Genomic DNA, 18,115 nt, shown 5'->3' with positions numbered 1-18,115 from the left:
ACTTCAAGCAACCCCAGAGTTAATTTGTATATCATAAATAGGTTTATTTGTCAAGCAATACCAATGACAAACAAATAAATCCGGCACTTGAACGCCGACAGAAGCGATCGCAGGTGCAGCCGGAAAAGGCCAAAGTCGATCGAAACAAATCCTTTCCCCCACAAACCCGAACTGCATCAAATAAGTCGCCGGCGGCGCATTTAAAAGATTCAGCAAGCGGTAAGCCAACTCATACAACTGCTGTCGCCAAACATCCGACAAATGCACCGGTTGAGAGTAACTCAACTCGCCAGACTGCTTATCAGGTTCGCCACCGATCACCTCAGCATACAGTGGGCCCTTTGCAGTCAACACCACAGGCAGCCAAAAATTGCCACCCCCGACGGGACAAAGCAACTCCTGAGCCACTCGATCGCGCGCCCCCGAAACATTGGCACAAAATCGAAACACATCTTGAGCCGGAAAAACCAGATTTTCTGGTACATCCAGCGTCAAAGGACAAACGATCGCCCCACCCGGAGCGATCACGCCCGAATCGAGTTCAGAAACCCCACAAATATTGACTTCAGTTAAAGGATGAGATTGAGTGATCGCCGCCTTGAGACTTGCCGCCGGACTTTGCTCACCACCCGCCACAATCAAAACCTTAGACATTGCCAAAGCTCGGCATTTGAATTCCCCGATCGTCCGTTTCATCGACGCTCGGCAGATCCAAGCCCTTAGCCTTGCGGCTCCGCACAGCGAGACGGTAAGTGACGCTTTGCAACTCAGTGTGCAACTGGCGGTTTTCTTTTTGCAGTTGATCCAATTTTTCCTTAATTGGCTCGATCCGCTCGGCAAACTTCTGGCGGTAAACCCCCGGCAATTCCTGAACCACCTGTTCCAGCATCCGAGAGCGATCTGTCAATTCTTGCACCGATTGCCGCAGTTGGTAAACCTCAGCATCCCGCTCGGCGATTTGTTCCTGATAAAAACCCACCTGTTCTTCAACAGCTTGGAGTTGTTCCCGCATTGCCTGCATTTGAGCTTGGTGGCGATCGGAAACTTCCGGCGCCGGCACAAAACTAGAATTGCCCTTCACCAGCCTGAAAAGTTCTTGAGACAACTGCTGCACCAATTGGTCACGCATTTGCAGCTCTTCGGTGAGACGAGACACCTCTGATTGCAATTCTTTTGAGCTTACAAGTTTAGTTTGATTCACGATGACTCTCAGCTTTTGTTATATAATCTGTTTCTATTTAAAAATATCTTTCCCTTACCGCAGAGGCAAGAGGTACTTCAAAAGTTTTGAACCCATTAGGCTAAATCGAGCCAGCGGCCCGAGGTCAAGGGTAAAACTCAGTCTAACTCAAATCAGGCATCCACGTCATCACCTTAGTTTCTTGTCACTGAGATGTTGCACCATTTTCTCTTAACAGGCTTTCCGGCCTGTTCCACAAAGAATTAATTTGTTGTGGGGAGTAGGGGTTGAGCAGGAGAACCCGCCCAAAAAAGGATTAAGGACTATTGATATTGGTGCAACATCTCAGTGCCCATAGACACAGGTAAAATCCTAGGTTTTTTGTCAATAAACCAAGTTTATTAGCTTTTTTTGAGAATAGTTCAATATCTCATGTGTAACCAATTACAGCAGAAAGCACTTTGCCAGCTTCGTCCACTGTGCTGCCAAAACAGATAATCCCGTCCTCGTGACCGGCCATGGCCAGAATTTTGCGCTCGGCCAACTTCTCCTCCTCAAAAAGTCTAAACATTTCTAAGGCCATCTGGGGAGTGCCGTAAGGTATTTCTTTTCTAGTAGTAGGAATCTTAAACAGCAGTTGCTGCCATAGTTTAGGATTGTGGACATGAATTATCGCGCCCAAATCCTGTCTCTGAAAGTACAGGGCCCCGTGAGTCAGGGACTCCGACGAAGCTTGTACGGGGCCCCGGCAGCCGAGGTAATTTTTTTCTAAGTTAAATTCGGTAACAGTACAGTAGAATTCTGGTCCCAGAGTCTTCAAGTTTGCAGTCTGGGTTCCCGAAATCACGAATTGGCCGGAATTGCCGAGTCTGACGCTGGCGTTGCCAAACCCTATGCCATTTTCGTAGACGCCAATTAATCCCCAAGAGTGGAGCCGATCGCGCCAGTCCATCAAATCTGCTATGTTCCGGGCAGCTACAGGGTCTGCTTTTTCCCAGTCACAGCGGTACTTAACGACTCCTTCATCCATTTTTTTGTTTGATCAGACACGACTCTGACACGACAGACCTTGCCGAAGCTGAGACTTAATCGAAGTTGTCAACAAGTTGTCAAACAACTTTTTTTGGCTGCTGCCTTCTGTCTCCGTGCATCAGTGCCTTAACTAATCTACATTCCAGTGTCGCCGTAATTAGCGACCGACATTAGCAAAAAGTAAGCTAGGAAAGAAGAACCAATTATTCCAAAAATCATGATTTAGCCTCTAGGTGATTACAAAAGTTCAATATGAATATGTACGCTTTCAGTCGGGGAGTTTAATTTCAGGCTATTGCCCGATCGAGTTTCTGATGTGAAACTACATAACATCCTTGAATCGCTTATTGTCCTATACTACAGCATTTCTACTGAGGTGAGCTCTACCTTAATAAATATTTAAGGATAAAGTACCCTTAATTCGGTAACTCCGGCAAAAAGCAACCGTACATTTACTGATTTTTTATCATTATACATATAATGAAGCAAAAAGCAAGCGGAACACAAAAAATATTTTTTCGCCAGTCTGGGAGGAACTGGCACAATCTTCGGGTGATCTACGTTAGTCCACACCTCTGTCGATCGAGCAATTTTTAGCTCCGGGGCATCCTACAAGCTAAGAAAGCGGGTTGAGGGTAATATCATGTCGAGTAAAATCACCGCCACGCCAGCTCGCGTCGGCGGGTTCACCAAAATCTGTAGTATTAGTATAAGTTATACATCCCCTCAACCCGCGCCTGCCTAAAGGGGGATAGTCGATCGACCGAACCTGATATAAATCCTATTAAGAAACAAACAAGCCGATCGAGCAGTGAGGGCCCGATCGGCTAAATTTTTCTGTGAAGCGCGATCGCCCCCAGCCCTTTAAATGTGGAAGTGATACAAGATGCTGCCGTCGTCTTTAATTTCGCAATTGGCATTAAAGACTTCAGCTTGTTGGTTCAAAAAACGCTGAGCCACATCCGGCGACAGCCGCGTTTCCATCGCAAACCGCACCAGAGTTATTTCGCCGCGGCCTTCTTTGATCAGTCGGTACAAAGCACTTTGGAGCCTTTCGCTCTCTTCTCGCTGAAAAGCTGCTTTGTACTTCCAATCCGCCACCGAAGGAATCAAACCCCGGCTGACCAAAATCGCCAACAGTAAGCCAATTCCCAAAATCAGAGGCACTGTCGGATCGCTTGTGGGCGTCGCCACAATTTGCGGCACTGTAGCGGCGGCCAAACTGCTGACCATTTCTTTTTCAGACGCTTGCGTATCCGCCATTGCAAGCTGAGTTTTGTTGTAAAAGTCTTGCTGAAGCTTCATTTGCTGCAACAGACGAGCGCGCTCTCTTTCGTATTGGTCGAGTTTTTGCTGAGCTTGTTTCAGGTCTTGAGTGACTTGTGCCAAGCGTTGGTTGAGCGACTGATTGACTGATTGCCACCGATATCTGTTAATCAAGCGGCTTTTTTCCACCATGCCCTTCATCAACATATCCACCGTTTGGATTGCTTGCTCCCGATCGAGCGATCGATACCCAACAGCAATCTCTAAGGGTTGTTCCGGCTTGGAAATCTTGACGCTAGCATTTTGTCGAACTTGCTGGGGCGACAGCTTAACTGCATCTGCCACGGCTTTGACAACATTATCTGCCAGCAGAACCTCCGGGGTGAGTTGCTCTCCCTGCTTGAGAATTGTCGTGCCCGTGGTCGAAAATTTGACTGGCGGATTATTAGAAGTGAGAGTGCCTTGAGCCATGAATCCGGGGGGCGGGGCGAGGCGGTAGGCCAGGGCGCCTGAAATACCCATAATTACAGCAAAACTGCCTAGGGCAATCCATCTGTATTGATGTGCTGAAGATCTAAAACGTAAATTTCCCATTTTGATAGTCAAGTCATAACATTCGCTTGCCGCAGCTACTGCCAAACGCCAGAGCGATCGTTTCTTTCTGGTTAGTCAAATTGACTGCTGAAAATTTTCTCAGTTTGTACCTAAAAGCTATTAGCTTTTGAGAGTTGTCAATATTCATGAGCCCAAAAAACCGATCGCGCTTTTATTTGATCCGAGCTATAACTTCAGTTTTTGTCCTTAATAATTAATCTGTAACAAGGCTTCTGGAAGTCTACTGGCATCAGACTAGCACTCAGGCGTGCGATCGCCGCGCCTCCCCGTGTTTGTTGACATTCAAAACAGTCTCCTTTTCACCCTTGGCAATCCTCCAATTATCTTACGTCTTGGCGTCTTGCGGACGCGGTTGAAGAATAAAAAAAACCTTAAATAATTTGCCTAAAAACTTAACAAGCAAGAATTATACCATGCAGTTAAGAGTTTGCTGCGTATTAAAAAAAATTGTGGATCGGGGCGCGAGACCAGATCCACATATTCACATAACAATTATGGTTCGATCAGTTGATGGTTCGATCGAGCCTCAGAGGCGAATGTTCACAAGCCGATCGGCAAAATAAGACCCTCGCGGGCCATGACAGCCTTCGGAAAAGCGATTTGCACATCTTCGGCGATGCGATCAAGAAAATCGTCAGTATGAGCCGGATCATGGTGAAAAATCACCACTCGTTTCACCCGCGCCTCCTTAGCCATTCTCACCGCTTCCTGCCAAGTCGAGTGTCCCCAACCCACCTTCGGAGATTTGGGGTTGTGATATTCCTCGTCTGTGTACATCGCATCGTAAATCAGCACATCAGCGTCGAGGGCTAAATTGTAGACATTCTCATCTAGGCGATCGGGAAAATGCTCAGTATCCGAACAATAAACAACAGATCGTCCCTGCCAAGTCACCCGATATCCCATAGCAGTATTCGGGTGATTCAGAGAACCCGTCCTAATCTCAATATCGTCCAGCATCATCGTCTGGTTGTGATTGAGTTCGTAGAAATTCAAATCTGCCTGCAAACCCATCAGCGGCACCGGCGAATTCGAGTGGAGCACCCGTTCAACAAAGTGCCTTTTCATGCAATCTCCATCCGGCGGAGTCGCCCCATAAATATCAAAGCTATTGCCGCGGATGAAAGCTGGGGCGAACAGCGGGAAACCTTGAATGTGATCCCAGTGATAGTGAGTAAAAAACATATAAGCTTGCACAGGCATTTCTTGCACCAACTGGTCTCCCAGCATCCGCAAGCCTGTTCCGCCGTCAAAAATCAAGCGTTTGCCAGCGACTCGCATTTCCAAACAAGAAGTATTGCCGCCGTAGCGAACAGTTTCCTGTCCGGGTGTCGGAACACTGCCCCGCACGCCCCAGAACTGTACTACAAAATCATCTATGCCTTTTATTGATTCGGAGGGTTGAGGGCAATCAACGGGAGTTGCCGCTACAGAGGACAAGCTGATTTCCATTTTAAAATTCAGGCTTTAAGGTTCCACATTGTCCGTGATGGCGCAGCAGATGATCGCACAACACTAAAGCTACCATCGCTTCCACCATTGGCACAGCTCTTGGCAAAACGCAAGGGTCGTGCCGTCCTTTGGCAGCCAGCAGCGTTTCTTCGCCTTCTCGGGTAACGGTGCGCTGCTGCTGGCGAATTGTCGCAGTCGGCTTGAATGCCGCCCGCAAAATGATATTTTCGCCGTTAGCAATCCCACCCTGAATTCCGCCAGAGCGATTCGTCACTGTACGAATTACACCCTTATCATCAGTATAGTATTCATCATTATGTTCGCTGCCCTTGAGCAGAGTCCCGGCAAACCCGGAACCAATTTCAAAGCCTTTGCTGGCGGGCAAGGACATGATGGCTTTGGCCAAGTCGGCTTCGAGTTTGTCGAATACGGGCATTCCCAGACCTTTGGGTACATTGCGGGCGACGCATTCGACTACACCGCCGATCGAATCTCCGCTGTCACGAACTTTTTCGATCAGTTCAATCATTCTTTCGGCACATTCGGCATCTGGACAGCGGACGATGTTGCTTTCTACTTGTTCTAAGGTAACAGTGTCCGGGTCGGCGACACATTCTAAGTCTTTGATGCGTTTGACGTAGCCGACTATTTCGACTCCTGCTGCTTGTTTGAGAATTTTTTTAGCGATCGCCCCTGCTGCTACTCTACCAATGGTCTCTCTCGCCGAACTGCGACCTCCGCCTTGCCAGTTACGAATTCCGTACTTAGCATCGTACGTAGCATCAGCGTGAGAAGGGCGGTAAGTTGTCGCCATTTCGCCGTAATCTTGGGGGCGAGTGTCTTGATTGCGGACTAAAATTGCGATCGGCGTTCCCAAAGTTTTGCCTTCAAACACCCCGGACAGAATTTCGCAGGTATCTGCTTCTTTGCGGGGCGTAGTAATTTTGCTTTGGCCGGGGCGACGGCGATCGAGTTCTGCTTGAATTTCCGATGCGTCGATCGACACTAGGGGCGGGCAACCGTCAATTACTACTCCCACACCGCCGCCGTGAGATTCCCCAAATGTCGATATCCGAAATAAATGCCCAAATGTGTTCCCCATGATGCTTTAGCCTGACACCTAATAATTTTTAGCTTAAATGGAATAGAGATTTACTGTATTTATGAAAAATATACCATTGACGAGTAGGCGACAGGCGATCGCCTCACAGCATCACTCCCTTCCCACCCCTAGAAGAATATCTACCAGGGAGAGAGGGAGAGACAGAGAATAGGAGATATCTGGAAACACACTTAAATTCATCCGTATATCCGTGTCCGAATCCGTGTTGTGCCTTCCTTCTTCTTTAGTCTTCGTGTTCTTCAAAAGGATCTCTCAATTCCTTAGCGGGAGGGCCGAAAGCCGTGTAGATCGAGAAACCGGTGATGGCCACCAGACACACACCGAGAGAAATGCCGAGAACTGCTGCGGGTTCCATATTTGTGATCGATTATGAGTGCTCCACTCTATAATATTACAAAAAATAACAATCCGTCTGAAAGTCTCGTGATTTTAGGCGCTGTACGGTATGGCAGCCAACCGCCACTCCCCGTTTTCCGAGTACCCCGGCAGCATTTCTGAGAAATTGCGATCGCAATTAGCGGTAGAAATATGTCAAACTTTTCTGTAGAGATTCATTGCAGGTGACTTATGGCACAACGGACTTGGTTAGGAGATATACTCAAACCCCTTAACTCGGAATACGGCAAGGTAGCCCCCGGCTGGGGAACCACGCTGTTGATGAGCGTGTTCATTGGACTGTTTTTCGTGTTCTTGTTGATTATTTTGCAAATCTACAACTCTTCTCTGATTCTGGAGAGTGTGGATATGGATTGGTCGAGTCTCGACCGCTAAAAATTGATCGCAAAACAGTAAGGCTAAAAGTAAAAGCTGAGGGTTGAGGAGAAAGGGTAAAAGCTAAGTTTTCCCGTTTTTCCTTACCCTTTCCGATTACTTTTGCCATAAATAAACAAAAAGTAACTAAACAAATTGCAGGAGAAAAACCATGAATATTTTTGGCATTGGTTTGCCCGAAATGGCAGTTATTTTTACGATCGCCCTCTTGGTATTTGGTCCGAAAAAATTACCTGAAATCGGTCGGAGTATGGGGAAAGCAATTCGGGGCTTTCAAGACGCTTCGCGGGATTTTGAGTCGGAGTTCACGCGGGAAGCTAAGCAGTTAGAAGAAGCAGTAGCAACTAGCAGCAAACAGGAAACTGAAAAACTCGCAGCGGCTACTCCTAAGAAGGAAGATAGCACAGACAGTTAAATGAACAACCCTCAGAAGTCGGAAACACCAGCGGAGTTAGTGATTCCCCAGCTAATAGTTGGGTTAGGCAATCCCGAACCTAAATACGATCGCACCCGACACAACATCGGCTTTAATGCTGTAGATGCCTTAGCTAAAGCTTGGCAGATTTCCCTGTCGGAAAATCGCAAATTTCAAGGCATATTTGGCGAGGGAAACCGGCCGCGGGGACAGAAAATCCGGCTACTAAAACCTCTAACTTACATGAATCTGTCGGGTCAATCGATTCGGGCGGCGACGGATTGGTACAAAATACCTGCGGAGTCGGTATTAATAGTATACGATGATATGGATTTGCCGATCGGGAAATTGAGAATGCGGCTTGCCGGTTCAGCCGGCGGACACAACGGCATGAAATCCACAATTTCTCATTTGGGTACAGACAAGTTTCCCCGCTTGCGGATTGGCATCGGCAAACCTCAAAACGATGCTGCTAAAAATGAGAAAGATACGATTTCCTTCGTGTTAGGAAAGTTTTCCTCAGAGGAAAGTCAGTTAGTAGAAAAAGTGCTTAAACTGGTTGTAGAAGCTGTGGAACTAAGTCTACATCAAGGAGTAGAAAAAGCCATGAGCCTTTACAATAGTCGCACAATTGCAGAAACAAACGCGGAAACAAAAAGGTGAGTTCGAGACGTTTGCCTGAAACAACTGCATATGTCCGGGTTACTGGTCAATCTTGGCAAAAAGGCACGATTGAGGGTGAAGTGACTGCCGGCAATTTTGAATGGCAGTTTCAGTGGCGGTTCACGTCAGAAAAAACACTGATTCTTGAGCCTTCTCAGGGTAGGGCATTGATTCAGGAACCGCTGCACCGTTTCCTGGAAAAATGGGATTATCAGCTTGAACCAGGTGGCGATTATTCGTTTACGGTTCGGGCTGAGTTTTAAAATCTTAGTAATGGGAAATTGGGAAAAGGTAATGGGGAATGCAAACTTTCTGTAGTAGTATCTCCCGATTCCAGTAATTCTTTAATTAATTACGGGAAAAGGCTGTAATGGGAAATTGGGAAATGGTGATCGGGAAGGCAAACTTTCTCTAGTAGGAGGTCTCGATTCCAGTGATTCTTTAATTAAAGCAGGGTTCATCCCTTCTCGGTAAGCCCCGCAATAATACATTGTCAAAACAGCTTTGTAAGCCCAGTGATTGGAAGGTACATCGCTAAAAGGATTTGGCAGGGTTTCAGCCTGATTCTGCACGCAAGCAGTGAGAATTTGTTCTCGCAATTGCTGCACTTGAACTAAAGAATTATTTGGCTTGACTTGTGCGGTATTTTGTGCCTTTGCAGGAGCTAAAAAGCCTGTATAAATTAACAGTGTAGCAGTGGCAAAGAGGCTGAGTTTCATAAGTTTATAAATTTCTGAATAAGTTGATTGGTAGTGAGGACTTTAGTCCTCAAAGCTGTGGCAAATAAGGTCTCTTCGTCCTTACTACAAACCTTTGGAATGTTCGGACATTTTTTGCATTCGCAAAGCCAATACACTCAAAAACAACAGCCCCACTGCGCCAGCTAGCGGATTGCCGTTAACTCCTGTCACCCACTCGGGTACAGATCCCGAATATCGCACTAACTGCCCGATGTTAATCATGTAATATCCCCAGACTAAACCTGCATGAAGCCCGATCGACAAACCGAGGCGATTTTGGCGCGATCGTTTTCCCCAAACCAGAATCAAACCCAGCAACAACAACCCCGGAAACTGCGGCCAACTCCCCAGCATTGCCGCGACAGGTTTGATAAAATGAGATAGGGCAAACACCAGGCTATTTGCCCACAGAGATATTTTATAATTGTAATCCCGCTGCAACTCGTCCAGCAACCAACCACGGAATACCAACTCCTCCGCAAAACCGACTCCAAGGGCGCTTAAAAGCCCTTCTGCGATGATTCTAGGCAAATTATCAGAATTTTGCCACGCGACTAAGCCGAACAGCCCTTGCACCGCAAATAAGCTGAAAGTGAGCAAAAGCCCGATCGCCAATCCAATTAAAAGCTCAAAACCGTTTTTTCGCGTATTGGCTAAACCGTAACTTTTGAGTAATTGGGTTTGTCCGTAAACCTGTTTTCCCCAGCGCGGCACTAGGAACAGAAACTCAGTAAACAACAATCCCATTGTCAGAATAGTTGCTAGGTTACTATCTTTAACTAACAGATAAATTGGTGCTGCTAGCGGCAGCCAAATTGCTAGCAAAATTAATAGGAAAATTATCACACGTAAAGGAAATGGATAAGTGGCTATTATTTGGCAGCGGTTAATCATTGGTTACAATTTACTTGCTGAGAGATTTTAATTTTTAGTAAAAATAAACATAACACGGGTCGGACGCATGAGTGAAATAGTCAACAACACTGTCGCTTAAATGAGTGACACTCAAATGGTGTAGCACAAATAAGTGTCACTCCAAAAAGCGACTGTAAACTCCCCAATACTGCCACTTATATATGGAGTATCACAATATGAAAGGATAAATAAAAATGTCTCAGCAAGATCCTACAAGTATCGATTTAACCAGTAGTGATTTTTCGTTTGGAGAAATGTCAGTCGATGACATAGCTGCGATCGCAGCAATAGAGGCTGGAATTAGCGATCCAACACATCCAATCGAGGGCGAAACTGCACCAATACCTAGCATCCCACCGCTACCGATCGCACCGACCGCAATTCCGATCGCCAAACGGCCCGTCAGTGGGCGCTACCGCGGTACATTAGGCAGCTTTCAACTCGAACTCCGGGTTGACGTTGATCGCACTCGACCAATGAAGCGGTTAAGCGGCGACTTCTTCCAAGTCAGCGGCGGTACGACTACCTATTTTGGCTCCTTTATCGTCGATGCGCCGACGATAAAGGTAACAGCTTCTCAAGTCGTCATCAAGGGCCTCGGAAGCTTTACCTTTGCCGCCGGATCTCCCGTAATACAGGTGACAATCCAGCGCAAGTTCATCTTCCAGCCGCAGGCGCCAGCAACGGTGGAATTTTTCACAAAGGGCGGAGTCGCCGGAGCAACTTACACTTGTGTCTTCGAGTCTGTCTATTTCCGCAGTCTGCGACTAGAAACAGACCAGGTTTCCGATGTTGTCACTCCCATATTCAGCAGCTACAACACGGGTTCCCTGCCGTCGGGGGGGCCAGCGCGCAACCTCAGCGTCGTCAGTTCCTATGCAGAAGCTGGGATCGAGATGATCGCAACAGCAGGAAACAACGTCATCAATATCGATGAAGCTGGTGCGGGCGCTAAATGGAGCAACTCAGAACTGCACGCTTCGATGCAGAAACACTTCACCTTGTGGCAGGATTTGCCGCAGTGGGCTGTTTGGCAGGTAGTTGCTCAACTTCACGACCTGGGCCCTGGGCTCTACGGCATCATGTTTGACCAGCAAGGGAAGCAGCGGCAAGGCTGCGCCGTTTTTCATCAAGGTATAGGCGGCGAAACTGCCGAAAAGCTGCGATTGCAGCTCTACACTTATGTTCACGAGCTGGGGCATAGTTTTAACTTGCTGCACTCGTGGCAAAAGTCCTTGGCGACGCCCCCTGGTACGAATCGCCCGCTGGCGCTGTCTTGGATGAACTATCCCTTTAATTATCCAGGACCGGGTGGCGAGGCTACCTACTGGAGCCAGTTTGCGTTTCAGTTTGACAATGAGGAGGTCATCCATCTCCGCCATGCGTTCCGCAACAATATTATTGTGGGTGGAAACGACTTTGCGATCGGCTCTGGTCTGGGCCAGGAAGTGATGGCCGATCCGATTCGCGATGAGTCGGGACTGACTTTCAGTATCTCTACCAACCAAAAGAGCTTCGCGCTAGGTGAGCCTGTGGTACTGCAATTAATGCTGGGAACGACGGCTGCGGGTGGGCGCCGGGTGCATACTTGGCTGCATCCGAATTGCGGCTTGGTCAAAATCGTGATTCGCAAGCCTAGCGGCGCAGTTGTGGTTTATGAACCGCTAATCGATCATTTAGTTGGTCAGCGAGAAAGCACGATCGCGCGCGATGATGTAATTCCAGAAAGCGCATATATCGGCTATGGCAAAGACGGATTTTATTTCGATCAACCCGGAAATTACCGGGTACGGGCGGTCTATGGGGCTTTGGACGGTTCAGAGGTATTCTCGGATATCATCACTATTCGCGTTCGCTATCCTGTGACGCCAATTGAGGAAGAATTGGCCGCTCTGTTTATCGGCGACAAACAGGGTTCTTTGCTCTATTTGCTGGGTTCGGATGATGAGTCTTTGCGAAGCGGTAACGATGCTTTTGAGGAAGTTCTAGCAAAATATCCGAAACACGCGATGGCAAACTATGTTCGGATGGTGAAGGGTATCAACGCTAGCCGTGACTTTAAAACGATTACCGACGATCGTGAAACCCGGGTGATTGTACGCCCTGCGGAGTTGGATGAAAGCGCCAAGTTGCTGACAGCAGTCGCCGATTCCAATATTCTCGACCCTGTTTCGGCACAGATGTCCCTTTCCTGTTTAGCTGAGGTTCAGGCTAAAACCGGCGATGAGGATGCTGTTAGCAAAACCTTTAGCAAAATCTCAGCAATGGAAGTCAAGACATTGCGATCGGCAGCCAAGAAGTAAAAAGTGAATTGGTGAATTACCCAGAAGATTGCTTTACTTTATTTTAAACTAAATAAGTAAAGCAATTTTTGTTAGTTTGTACAAAACACTGCTAGCAACAACTTCACAGCATTAATGATAAGTCTGTTGTTGGTTCGACACCTGATAATTCTGTTGGCACTTTTGGCGATCGGGTCTAGCTGCGTACCCGATCGCCCCCAAGCCGATTTTTTTACCCCTTACCATTACCAAGCGAGTACCACTATGCGTTTATCGATCAAACTTCGCGACGGTTTCAGCAATAGTACGGTCATTATAGAAGTCAACGGACAGCAAGTCTATCGCAAGTCAGGCGTGACTACAGATTTGACGATTTCCTTCGCGGATGCGGTGGAAGTTCCTGTTGAAGAATCCACAGTTAAATTGAAGGTGGCGGTGGAGGGTGGCGAGACGCAAACCAAGGAAATCCGAGTGCAAGATACTCCTTTTGTTGATGTCTGGATTCTTAACGGAAAAATGGAGTTGCGAGCATCCAAGGAAGAGATGCCGATGCTTTAGCAACTAGCCGATTCCACGGGAAATTAAACATTGACATCTTGCGGTTATTTCATAATTGTGCAAAGCCGATTTTTGGGCGCTGCGAACTGGTGCGGGCTGTACGCAGCAGACAGAAACAGGTACAATAGCATTGTATCTGTTGCAACTTTAGGTAAAATAAGTTAAAAAGCCAGGTGACAATGACTGAAGCCTCCGATTTTTCCAATGTCGATCGAGAATTAGATGACACAATTTTAAGCTTCGCAGACATTCAGGCAGAACTCAACCTGCGCCACGCTAAAGATGCTCTGCGAGATATAGTAGAAAATCTCGACTTGACAGTTCAAGAGCGAACTGGACTGGAACCGGAAATTGGCGGGTTAGAGAAAATGCTCGACAAGCTAGAGCGCGCTTGCGTGCAAATAGCTGTGTTTGGGATGGTGGGAAGGGGAAAATCTTCGGTTTTGAACGCGCTGCTAGGTCAAAATGTGTTTGAAACTGGCCCGACTCACGGGGTGACTCGCACGACGACTATCGGCCAGTGGGATGTCGGAGAGAGAATTGATGAGAATTTGCCCGATGGCTTACGCCCCGCTACGCTACGACTTTCGCCAGTTATTTACCGTTTGTCGCAAGTTGAATTAGTCGATACTCCGGGAATAGATGAAGTTGACGGCGAAACTCGCGAACTTTTAGCCCGCCGCGTTGCTCAACAAGCAGATTTGATTTTGTTTGTGGTTGCTGGCGACATTACGAAGGTGGAATACGCAGCACTTTCGCAGTTGCGGGAAGCCGGAAAACCGATGTTATTAGTGTTTAATAAAATTGACCAGTATCCTGATGCAGACAGGCTGGCAATTTATCATAAAATTCGAGACGATCGCGTCAGAGAATTATTGTCTCCCGATGAAATTGTGATGGCGGCGGCTTCGCCTTTGACAGCGAGGGCGGTGCGCCGTCCCGACGGCAGTATGGGTGTGCAAATGACTCGCAGTTTGCCACAAGTGCAAGATTTAAAATTAAAGATTTTGGAGATTTTAGACCGAGAAGGCAAGTCTTTGGTGGCGCTGAATACGATGCTGTGTGCGGGGGATATTAACGAGCAGTTGGTGCAGCGAAAAATGGAGATTCGAGATGACGCGGCTAATCGAATTATCTGGAACGGGGTAATGACGAAAGCGGTAGCGATCGCACTTAATCCAATTACTGTAGTTGATCTTCTTAGCGGTGCGGTAATTGATGTGGTGATGATCTTAACTTTATCTAAAGTTTACGGCATTGCGATGACGGAAGCGGGCGCGGTGGAATTGCTGCAAAAGATTGCGATTAGTATGGGGGGAATTACTGCGGGGGAATTGTTGGCTAATTTTGGTTTGAGTTCTTTGAAAGGATTGTTGGGTTTGGCGACGCCGGCGACGGGGGGTTTGGCTTTAGGGCCTTATTTGTCTGTGGCGGTGACGCAAGCTGCGATCGCGGGGGTTTCTTCCTATGGTATCGGTCAAGTTACTAAGGCTTATTTGGCTAATGGTGCTTCTTGGGGAGATGATGGGCCAAAGGCTGTGGTGAGCAAGATTTTGTCTTCTTTGGATGAGGATTCTATTTTAAATCGGATTAAGGAGGAGTTGCGGGCTAAGTTGGATTTGGGAAGTGTGGAAAAACAGAAATCTTAGCGATCGGCTGTTTTACGTTGACCCAGCAATTATGGCGCAGCCCTGGCGCAATCCGGCAGGGGTTTAAACCCCTGCCTCAAAGCTAAATTTGTGTGAAGACAATTTAACAAATTATTAGGATAACAACCTGTTACCAATTAGCAATTATTACTATATCTTACTAACTCAAAACTTATGCAACTGGCACAGGTGGGGCGATTACGGCAAATAAGGTGTGCTGTGCACACCCTACTCTAATTCCGCGAAGGCGAACTTTGTTTGTGTAGCCGCCAATTCGATTCGGCGGGTTAAGATCGAATTTTTAATCCTAATCCGAGTCAGCGGCTTAACATCGGGTTTTCAACCCTAATTCGCTCCTATTTATAACCCCTATTTTTCTCCGACCAAATGCGGGTTGGTAGTCCCCAAACGTAGACAAATCCTTCGGCAGCTTTGTGATCGAATTCGTCCTCTGCGCCGTAGGTTGCTAAGTCGAAACTGTACAGTGAATTGTCAGATTTGCGGCCGACAATCGTCGCATTTCCTTTGAATAGTTTGAGCCGCACGGTTCCAGTGACTCGCTTTTGCGTGTCCTGAATAAATGCGTCTAAAGCGGTTTTCAAAGGATTGTACCAAAGACCGTTGTAAATCATTTGGCTGTAAGTTTCTTCGATGCCGCGCTTGTATCGCGTGACATCTGCTGTCAGGGTCAAACTTTCTAAGTCTTGGTGCGCGTGCATCAAAACTAAAATCGCTGGTGTTTCGTAAATTTCCCGCGATTTAATCCCGACTAAGCGGTTTTCAATCATGTCGATGCGCCCTACTCCGTGATTTCCAACTATTTCGTTGAGTTGGGAAATTAAGGCAACTGGTGATAAATCTTTGCCGTTTAAAGTGACAGGATTCCCGCAATCAAAACCGATTTCTAGGTATTCGGGTGTGTCGGGAGTTTGCTCGATCGCCTTTGTCATCAAATACACCTCTTCCGGCGGTTCCGCCCAAGGATCTTCGAGGATTCCGGCTTCAATTGCCATTCCCAATAAGTTGCGATCGATACTGTAAGGCGAAGACTTTTTCACTGGCGACGGAATGCCACATCTTTCGCCGTAGGCGATCGTTTCCTCGCGGCTCATTTTCCACTCCCGCGCCGGTGCTAAGATTTTAATCTTGGGGTTGAGCGCGCCGATCGACACATCGAACCGCACCTGATCGTTTCCTTTACCTGTGCAACCGTGGGCGATCGCATCTGCACCGTATTTTTCCGCAGCTTCTACTAACAATTTAGCAATCAGCGGGCGAGCCAGGGCAGTCGAAAGGGGATAACGGTTTTCGTAAAGTGCGTTAGCTTGAATTGCTGGAAACGCATAGTCTTTGACAAATTCTTCGGTAGCATCAATAACTAAAGATTCCGAAGCACCGGATGCTAAAGCTTTTTTGCGGATCGGTTCTAATTCGTCTCCCTGTCCCAAATCCGCAGCCAGAGTAATTACTTCTTCAACACCCCACTCGTTTTTGAGGTAAGGAATGCAGACGGAGGTATCGACTCCGCCGGAATATGCTAGGACAACTTTTTTAGCGCGACTCATGAAAATACTCGGTAAGTGGGAAACTCAGCGGCTTTGGCCCTGAGAGGGAAACGACACGAGCGGTTTTAACCGCCTACCCCTTTCGGGGCTAGACAAGTAGAGGAATGGTACTTGTCTAATCCCTGTATTGCCGGGAGCGCCTTGCCATTCCAGTAAAGTGAGCTTCGCCAATGTTTAAAGAGCTTTTTAGACTTGCAACACTGTTCCAGTGACCTTAGAACTGTTTAATTGCAAATGACAGAGCAGGAAACTAGCTACGCATTTCCGGGTGTCGTGACTCAACAAACATAGTCAGTTAAGACTTAGGCTGGTCAGTACGGCTTGCAGGAATTGCTCTTACAAGCCCAGTATCTTTTAGACCTGGGTTACTGACTGCTATTTACATCCTGAATTTAGATGTGATATTTAACCAACTTTGTATTATGCACCTAATTGAGATCGATTCTTGTCATAAATAGTACAGATTTATATATTCTTTTTTTGCTAAACTTGGCTATTTACCGGGGGAGTTGCTGCGAAAAATCTGCTACCGTGGGATACGGTAACTGTGGCGATGGGGAAAAAGCGTGTTTTTTAGTGTTGTGATTCCGACGTATAATCGTAAACCGATTTTGGCAAAATGTCTACTGGCTTTGGAAAATCAGCAGTTCGGTGAGATTGTCAGAGAGTATGAAGTAATTGTCGTGGATGACGGATCGACGGACGGGACGCTGGAGTGGTTGGTGGCAAATGCTGACTTGTTGCCCCATGTGCGATCGATCTGTCAATCTCATCAGGGCCCGGCGGCGGCGCGGAATTTGGGCGTTGAAGATGCTAAGGGCGATACGATTATTTTTATTGACAGCGATTTGGTGGTAACAGAGCATTTTTTGCAAGCACACGCCGATGCTTTACTACAGGGTTACAAAGATACTGATGCTGTTTTTACTTACGGCAGCGTGATTAATACTTGCAATTTCGACAATCCTACCTCAGAACCTTACAAAATAACCGATTTTTCAGCCGCTTATTTTGCTACGGGAAATGTGGCGATCGCCCGCCACTGGCTGCTGGCTGCTGGACTGTTTGACAATCGCTTTCAACTGTACGGATGGGAAGATCTAGAGTTGGGAGTTAGGTTAAAAAAATTAGGTTTAAAACTCATCAAATGTCCGGCTGCTGTTGGCTATCACTGGCATCCACCTTTTAGTTTAGAGCAAATTCCGGGCATGATTGACCGAGAAATTCAGCGCGGTAGAATGGGAGTTTTGTTTTATCAAAAACACCCAATTTGGGAAGTACGGATGATGATTCAAATGACTTTTTTGCACCAAATCCTATGGGGAGTTTTATCATTAGGTGGGATGCTGAACGAGCGAACTATGACTCCTTTTTTGCAGTGGTTGATTGACCAAGGCAAGCCGCAGTTAGCTCTAGAAATTGCTCGGATTTTTCTGAATTGGTATAACGTGAAAGCCGTGTACGCCGCTTGCGGGGAATTGCAGACCGAGACAAAGATACCATAAATCAGCCCGACAGCGCAAATAAAATATAAGATATTGTAGGAGTATTTCAGGGCCCATTGGTGTCAACTTAAGCTCAAATGTAGTAAAGGCTTACTGTTTGACAATTATGCTACACTGCCCTAGCGCTGCTAAAAATGGGGATTTAGGGAACTCAAGACTTGGATACAAACCAGAAAAACAAATAATTTTAGTCTTAAGTTGACACCCATGTTCCGGCCGATTTGAATTAACCTTTCCCGTGAGGATATCTACTGAAAAAGACACAAAAAAAGCCACCAGATAAAGGCAGGCAAAATCGGTTTATAGAAAGTGTACAAGCTTTACCTTTAATCAAAATTGCTTGCTTACCTGTGATTTGAGCAAGATAGGCTGTTTTCTCACTCG

18 protein-coding genes are annotated in these 18,115 nt (G+C 46.9%); 8 read left to right on the top strand and 10 right to left on the bottom strand.

The window, feature by feature from the left end:
* Positions 1-3: 3 nt before the first annotated feature.
* The 7 genes from QUA90_RS20550 to psbN all read right to left on the bottom strand — a co-directional run bounded on the left by QUA90_RS20550 (position 4) and on the right by psbN (position 7,023).
* Positions 4-654, bottom strand: a complete 651-nt coding sequence (locus QUA90_RS20550) for a hypothetical protein (RefSeq protein ID WP_333447436.1) — start codon at positions 652-654, stop codon at positions 4-6.
* On the bottom strand, positions 647-1,201 hold the full coding sequence (locus QUA90_RS20545) for an Npun_F5560 family protein (protein ID WP_333032327.1): 555 nt from the start codon (positions 1,199-1,201) through the stop codon (positions 647-649). The genes QUA90_RS20550 and QUA90_RS20545 overlap by 8 nt, the downstream gene beginning before the upstream one ends.
* A gap of 409 nt (positions 1,202-1,610) precedes the next feature.
* A complete protein-coding gene (locus tag QUA90_RS20540; RefSeq protein WP_333447434.1) occupies positions 1,611-2,210 on the bottom strand; it encodes a class II aldolase/adducin family protein in 600 nt (199 codons plus the stop codon).
* An 866-nt stretch (positions 2,211-3,076) separates the two neighbouring features.
* Positions 3,077-4,000, bottom strand: a complete 924-nt coding sequence (locus tag QUA90_RS20535; protein WP_333370562.1) for a hypothetical protein — start codon at positions 3,998-4,000, stop codon at positions 3,077-3,079.
* Between the two features lie 633 nt (positions 4,001-4,633).
* Complete coding sequence (locus tag QUA90_RS20530; RefSeq protein WP_333213683.1) at positions 4,634-5,545, bottom strand: MBL fold metallo-hydrolase; 912 nt, start codon at positions 5,543-5,545, stop codon at positions 4,634-4,636.
* A gap of 1 nt (position 5,546) precedes the next feature.
* Positions 5,547-6,647: a chorismate synthase gene (gene aroC, locus QUA90_RS20525; protein ID WP_190659307.1), complete on the bottom strand. Its 1,101-nt coding sequence runs from the start codon at positions 6,645-6,647 to the stop codon at positions 5,547-5,549.
* A 244-nt stretch (positions 6,648-6,891) separates the two neighbouring features.
* Positions 6,892-7,023, bottom strand: a complete 132-nt coding sequence (gene psbN, locus QUA90_RS20520) for a photosystem II reaction center protein PsbN (RefSeq protein WP_190742515.1) — start codon at positions 7,021-7,023, stop codon at positions 6,892-6,894.
* A 212-nt stretch (positions 7,024-7,235) separates the two neighbouring features.
* Between psbN and psbH the strand changes: the two genes are divergently transcribed.
* The 4 genes from psbH (at position 7,236) to QUA90_RS20500 (ending at position 8,780) form a co-directional block, all read left to right on the top strand.
* On the top strand, positions 7,236-7,439 hold the full coding sequence (psbH, locus tag QUA90_RS20515; RefSeq protein WP_333082642.1) for a photosystem II reaction center phosphoprotein PsbH: 204 nt from the start codon (positions 7,236-7,238) through the stop codon (positions 7,437-7,439).
* A gap of 151 nt (positions 7,440-7,590) precedes the next feature.
* A complete protein-coding gene (locus QUA90_RS20510; protein WP_333213679.1) occupies positions 7,591-7,854 on the top strand; it encodes a TatA/E family twin arginine-targeting protein translocase in 264 nt (87 codons plus the stop codon).
* On the top strand, positions 7,855-8,517 hold the full coding sequence (gene pth, locus QUA90_RS20505) for an aminoacyl-tRNA hydrolase (protein WP_333447432.1): 663 nt from the start codon (positions 7,855-7,857) through the stop codon (positions 8,515-8,517).
* Entirely contained in the window at positions 8,514-8,780 is a 267-nt protein-coding gene (locus QUA90_RS20500; protein ID WP_332958583.1) for a DUF3146 family protein, read from the top strand. The genes pth and QUA90_RS20500 overlap by 4 nt, the downstream gene beginning before the upstream one ends.
* Before the next feature lie 81 nt (positions 8,781-8,861).
* Here QUA90_RS20500 and QUA90_RS20495 read toward each other — a convergent pair whose 3' ends face one another.
* The gene (locus tag QUA90_RS20495) at positions 8,862-9,236 is read right to left on the bottom strand and encodes an S-layer protein (RefSeq protein ID WP_333447429.1); all 375 of its coding nucleotides are present in this window, start codon (positions 9,234-9,236) and stop codon (positions 8,862-8,864) included.
* Positions 9,237-9,320: 84 nt separating this feature from the next.
* Entirely contained in the window at positions 9,321-10,151 is an 831-nt protein-coding gene (locus tag QUA90_RS20490) for a CPBP family intramembrane glutamic endopeptidase (RefSeq protein ID WP_333447427.1), read from the bottom strand.
* 215 nt (positions 10,152-10,366) lie between these two features.
* On the opposite strand from QUA90_RS20490, the gene QUA90_RS20485 reads away from it, so the two are divergent.
* From QUA90_RS20485 to QUA90_RS20475, 3 genes are all read left to right on the top strand, one after another.
* Entirely contained in the window at positions 10,367-12,475 is a 2,109-nt protein-coding gene (locus tag QUA90_RS20485) for a hypothetical protein (RefSeq protein WP_333447425.1), read from the top strand.
* Positions 12,476-12,589: 114 nt separating this feature from the next.
* The gene (locus QUA90_RS20480) at positions 12,590-13,012 is read left to right on the top strand and encodes a hypothetical protein (protein WP_333329490.1); all 423 of its coding nucleotides are present in this window, start codon (positions 12,590-12,592) and stop codon (positions 13,010-13,012) included.
* 179 nt (positions 13,013-13,191) lie between these two features.
* Positions 13,192-14,661 (top strand): GTP-binding protein, encoded by a 1,470-nt coding sequence (locus QUA90_RS20475; protein WP_333447424.1) that lies wholly within the window; start codon positions 13,192-13,194, stop codon positions 14,659-14,661.
* Positions 14,662-15,017: 356 nt separating this feature from the next.
* On the opposite strand, the gene QUA90_RS20470 is transcribed toward QUA90_RS20475, so the two are convergent.
* Positions 15,018-16,226, bottom strand: coding sequence for an argininosuccinate synthase (locus tag QUA90_RS20470; RefSeq protein WP_333329484.1), 1,209 nt, complete (start codon positions 16,224-16,226; stop codon positions 15,018-15,020).
* A gap of 566 nt (positions 16,227-16,792) precedes the next feature.
* Here QUA90_RS20470 and QUA90_RS20465 point away from each other — a divergent pair.
* Entirely contained in the window at positions 16,793-17,731 is a 939-nt protein-coding gene (locus tag QUA90_RS20465; RefSeq protein ID WP_333329481.1) for a glycosyltransferase, read from the top strand.
* Positions 17,732-18,115 lie beyond the last annotated feature (384 nt).

Source organism: Microcoleus sp. D3_18_C4 (assembly GCF_036702355.1).
Lineage (GTDB): Bacteria > Cyanobacteriota > Cyanobacteriia > Cyanobacteriales > Microcoleaceae > Microcoleus.
This window is presented reverse-complemented; position numbering and strand designations above follow the sequence as displayed.

Coding starts and splice junctions, on each gene's coding strand:
- QUA90_RS20550 (WP_333447436.1), bottom strand. CDS start 654: ATGTCTAAGGTTTTGATTGTGGCGGGTGGTGAGCAAAGTCCGGCGGCA.
- QUA90_RS20540 (WP_333447434.1), bottom strand. CDS start 2,210: ATGGATGAAGGAGTCGTTAAGTACCGCTGTGACTGGGAAAAAGCAGAC.
- QUA90_RS20535 (WP_333370562.1), bottom strand. CDS start 4,000: ATGGGTATTTCAGGCGCCCTGGCCTACCGCCTCGCCCCGCCCCCCGGA.
- QUA90_RS20530 (WP_333213683.1), bottom strand. CDS start 5,545: ATGGAAATCAGCTTGTCCTCTGTAGCGGCAACTCCCGTTGATTGCCCT.
- aroC (WP_190659307.1), bottom strand. CDS start 6,647: ATGGGGAACACATTTGGGCATTTATTTCGGATATCGACATTTGGGGAA.
- psbN (WP_190742515.1), bottom strand. CDS start 7,023: ATGGAACCCGCAGCAGTTCTCGGCATTTCTCTCGGTGTGTGTCTGGTG.
- psbH (WP_333082642.1), top strand. CDS start 7,236: ATGGCACAACGGACTTGGTTAGGAGATATACTCAAACCCCTTAACTCG.
- QUA90_RS20510 (WP_333213679.1), top strand. CDS start 7,591: ATGAATATTTTTGGCATTGGTTTGCCCGAAATGGCAGTTATTTTTACG.
- pth (WP_333447432.1), top strand. CDS start 7,855: ATGAACAACCCTCAGAAGTCGGAAACACCAGCGGAGTTAGTGATTCCC.
- QUA90_RS20495 (WP_333447429.1), bottom strand. CDS start 9,236: ATGAAACTCAGCCTCTTTGCCACTGCTACACTGTTAATTTATACAGGC.
- QUA90_RS20490 (WP_333447427.1), bottom strand. CDS start 10,151: ATGATTAACCGCTGCCAAATAATAGCCACTTATCCATTTCCTTTACGT.
- QUA90_RS20485 (WP_333447425.1), top strand. CDS start 10,367: ATGTCTCAGCAAGATCCTACAAGTATCGATTTAACCAGTAGTGATTTT.
- QUA90_RS20480 (WP_333329490.1), top strand. CDS start 12,590: ATGATAAGTCTGTTGTTGGTTCGACACCTGATAATTCTGTTGGCACTT.
- QUA90_RS20475 (WP_333447424.1), top strand. CDS start 13,192: ATGACTGAAGCCTCCGATTTTTCCAATGTCGATCGAGAATTAGATGAC.
- QUA90_RS20470 (WP_333329484.1), bottom strand. CDS start 16,226: ATGAGTCGCGCTAAAAAAGTTGTCCTAGCATATTCCGGCGGAGTCGAT.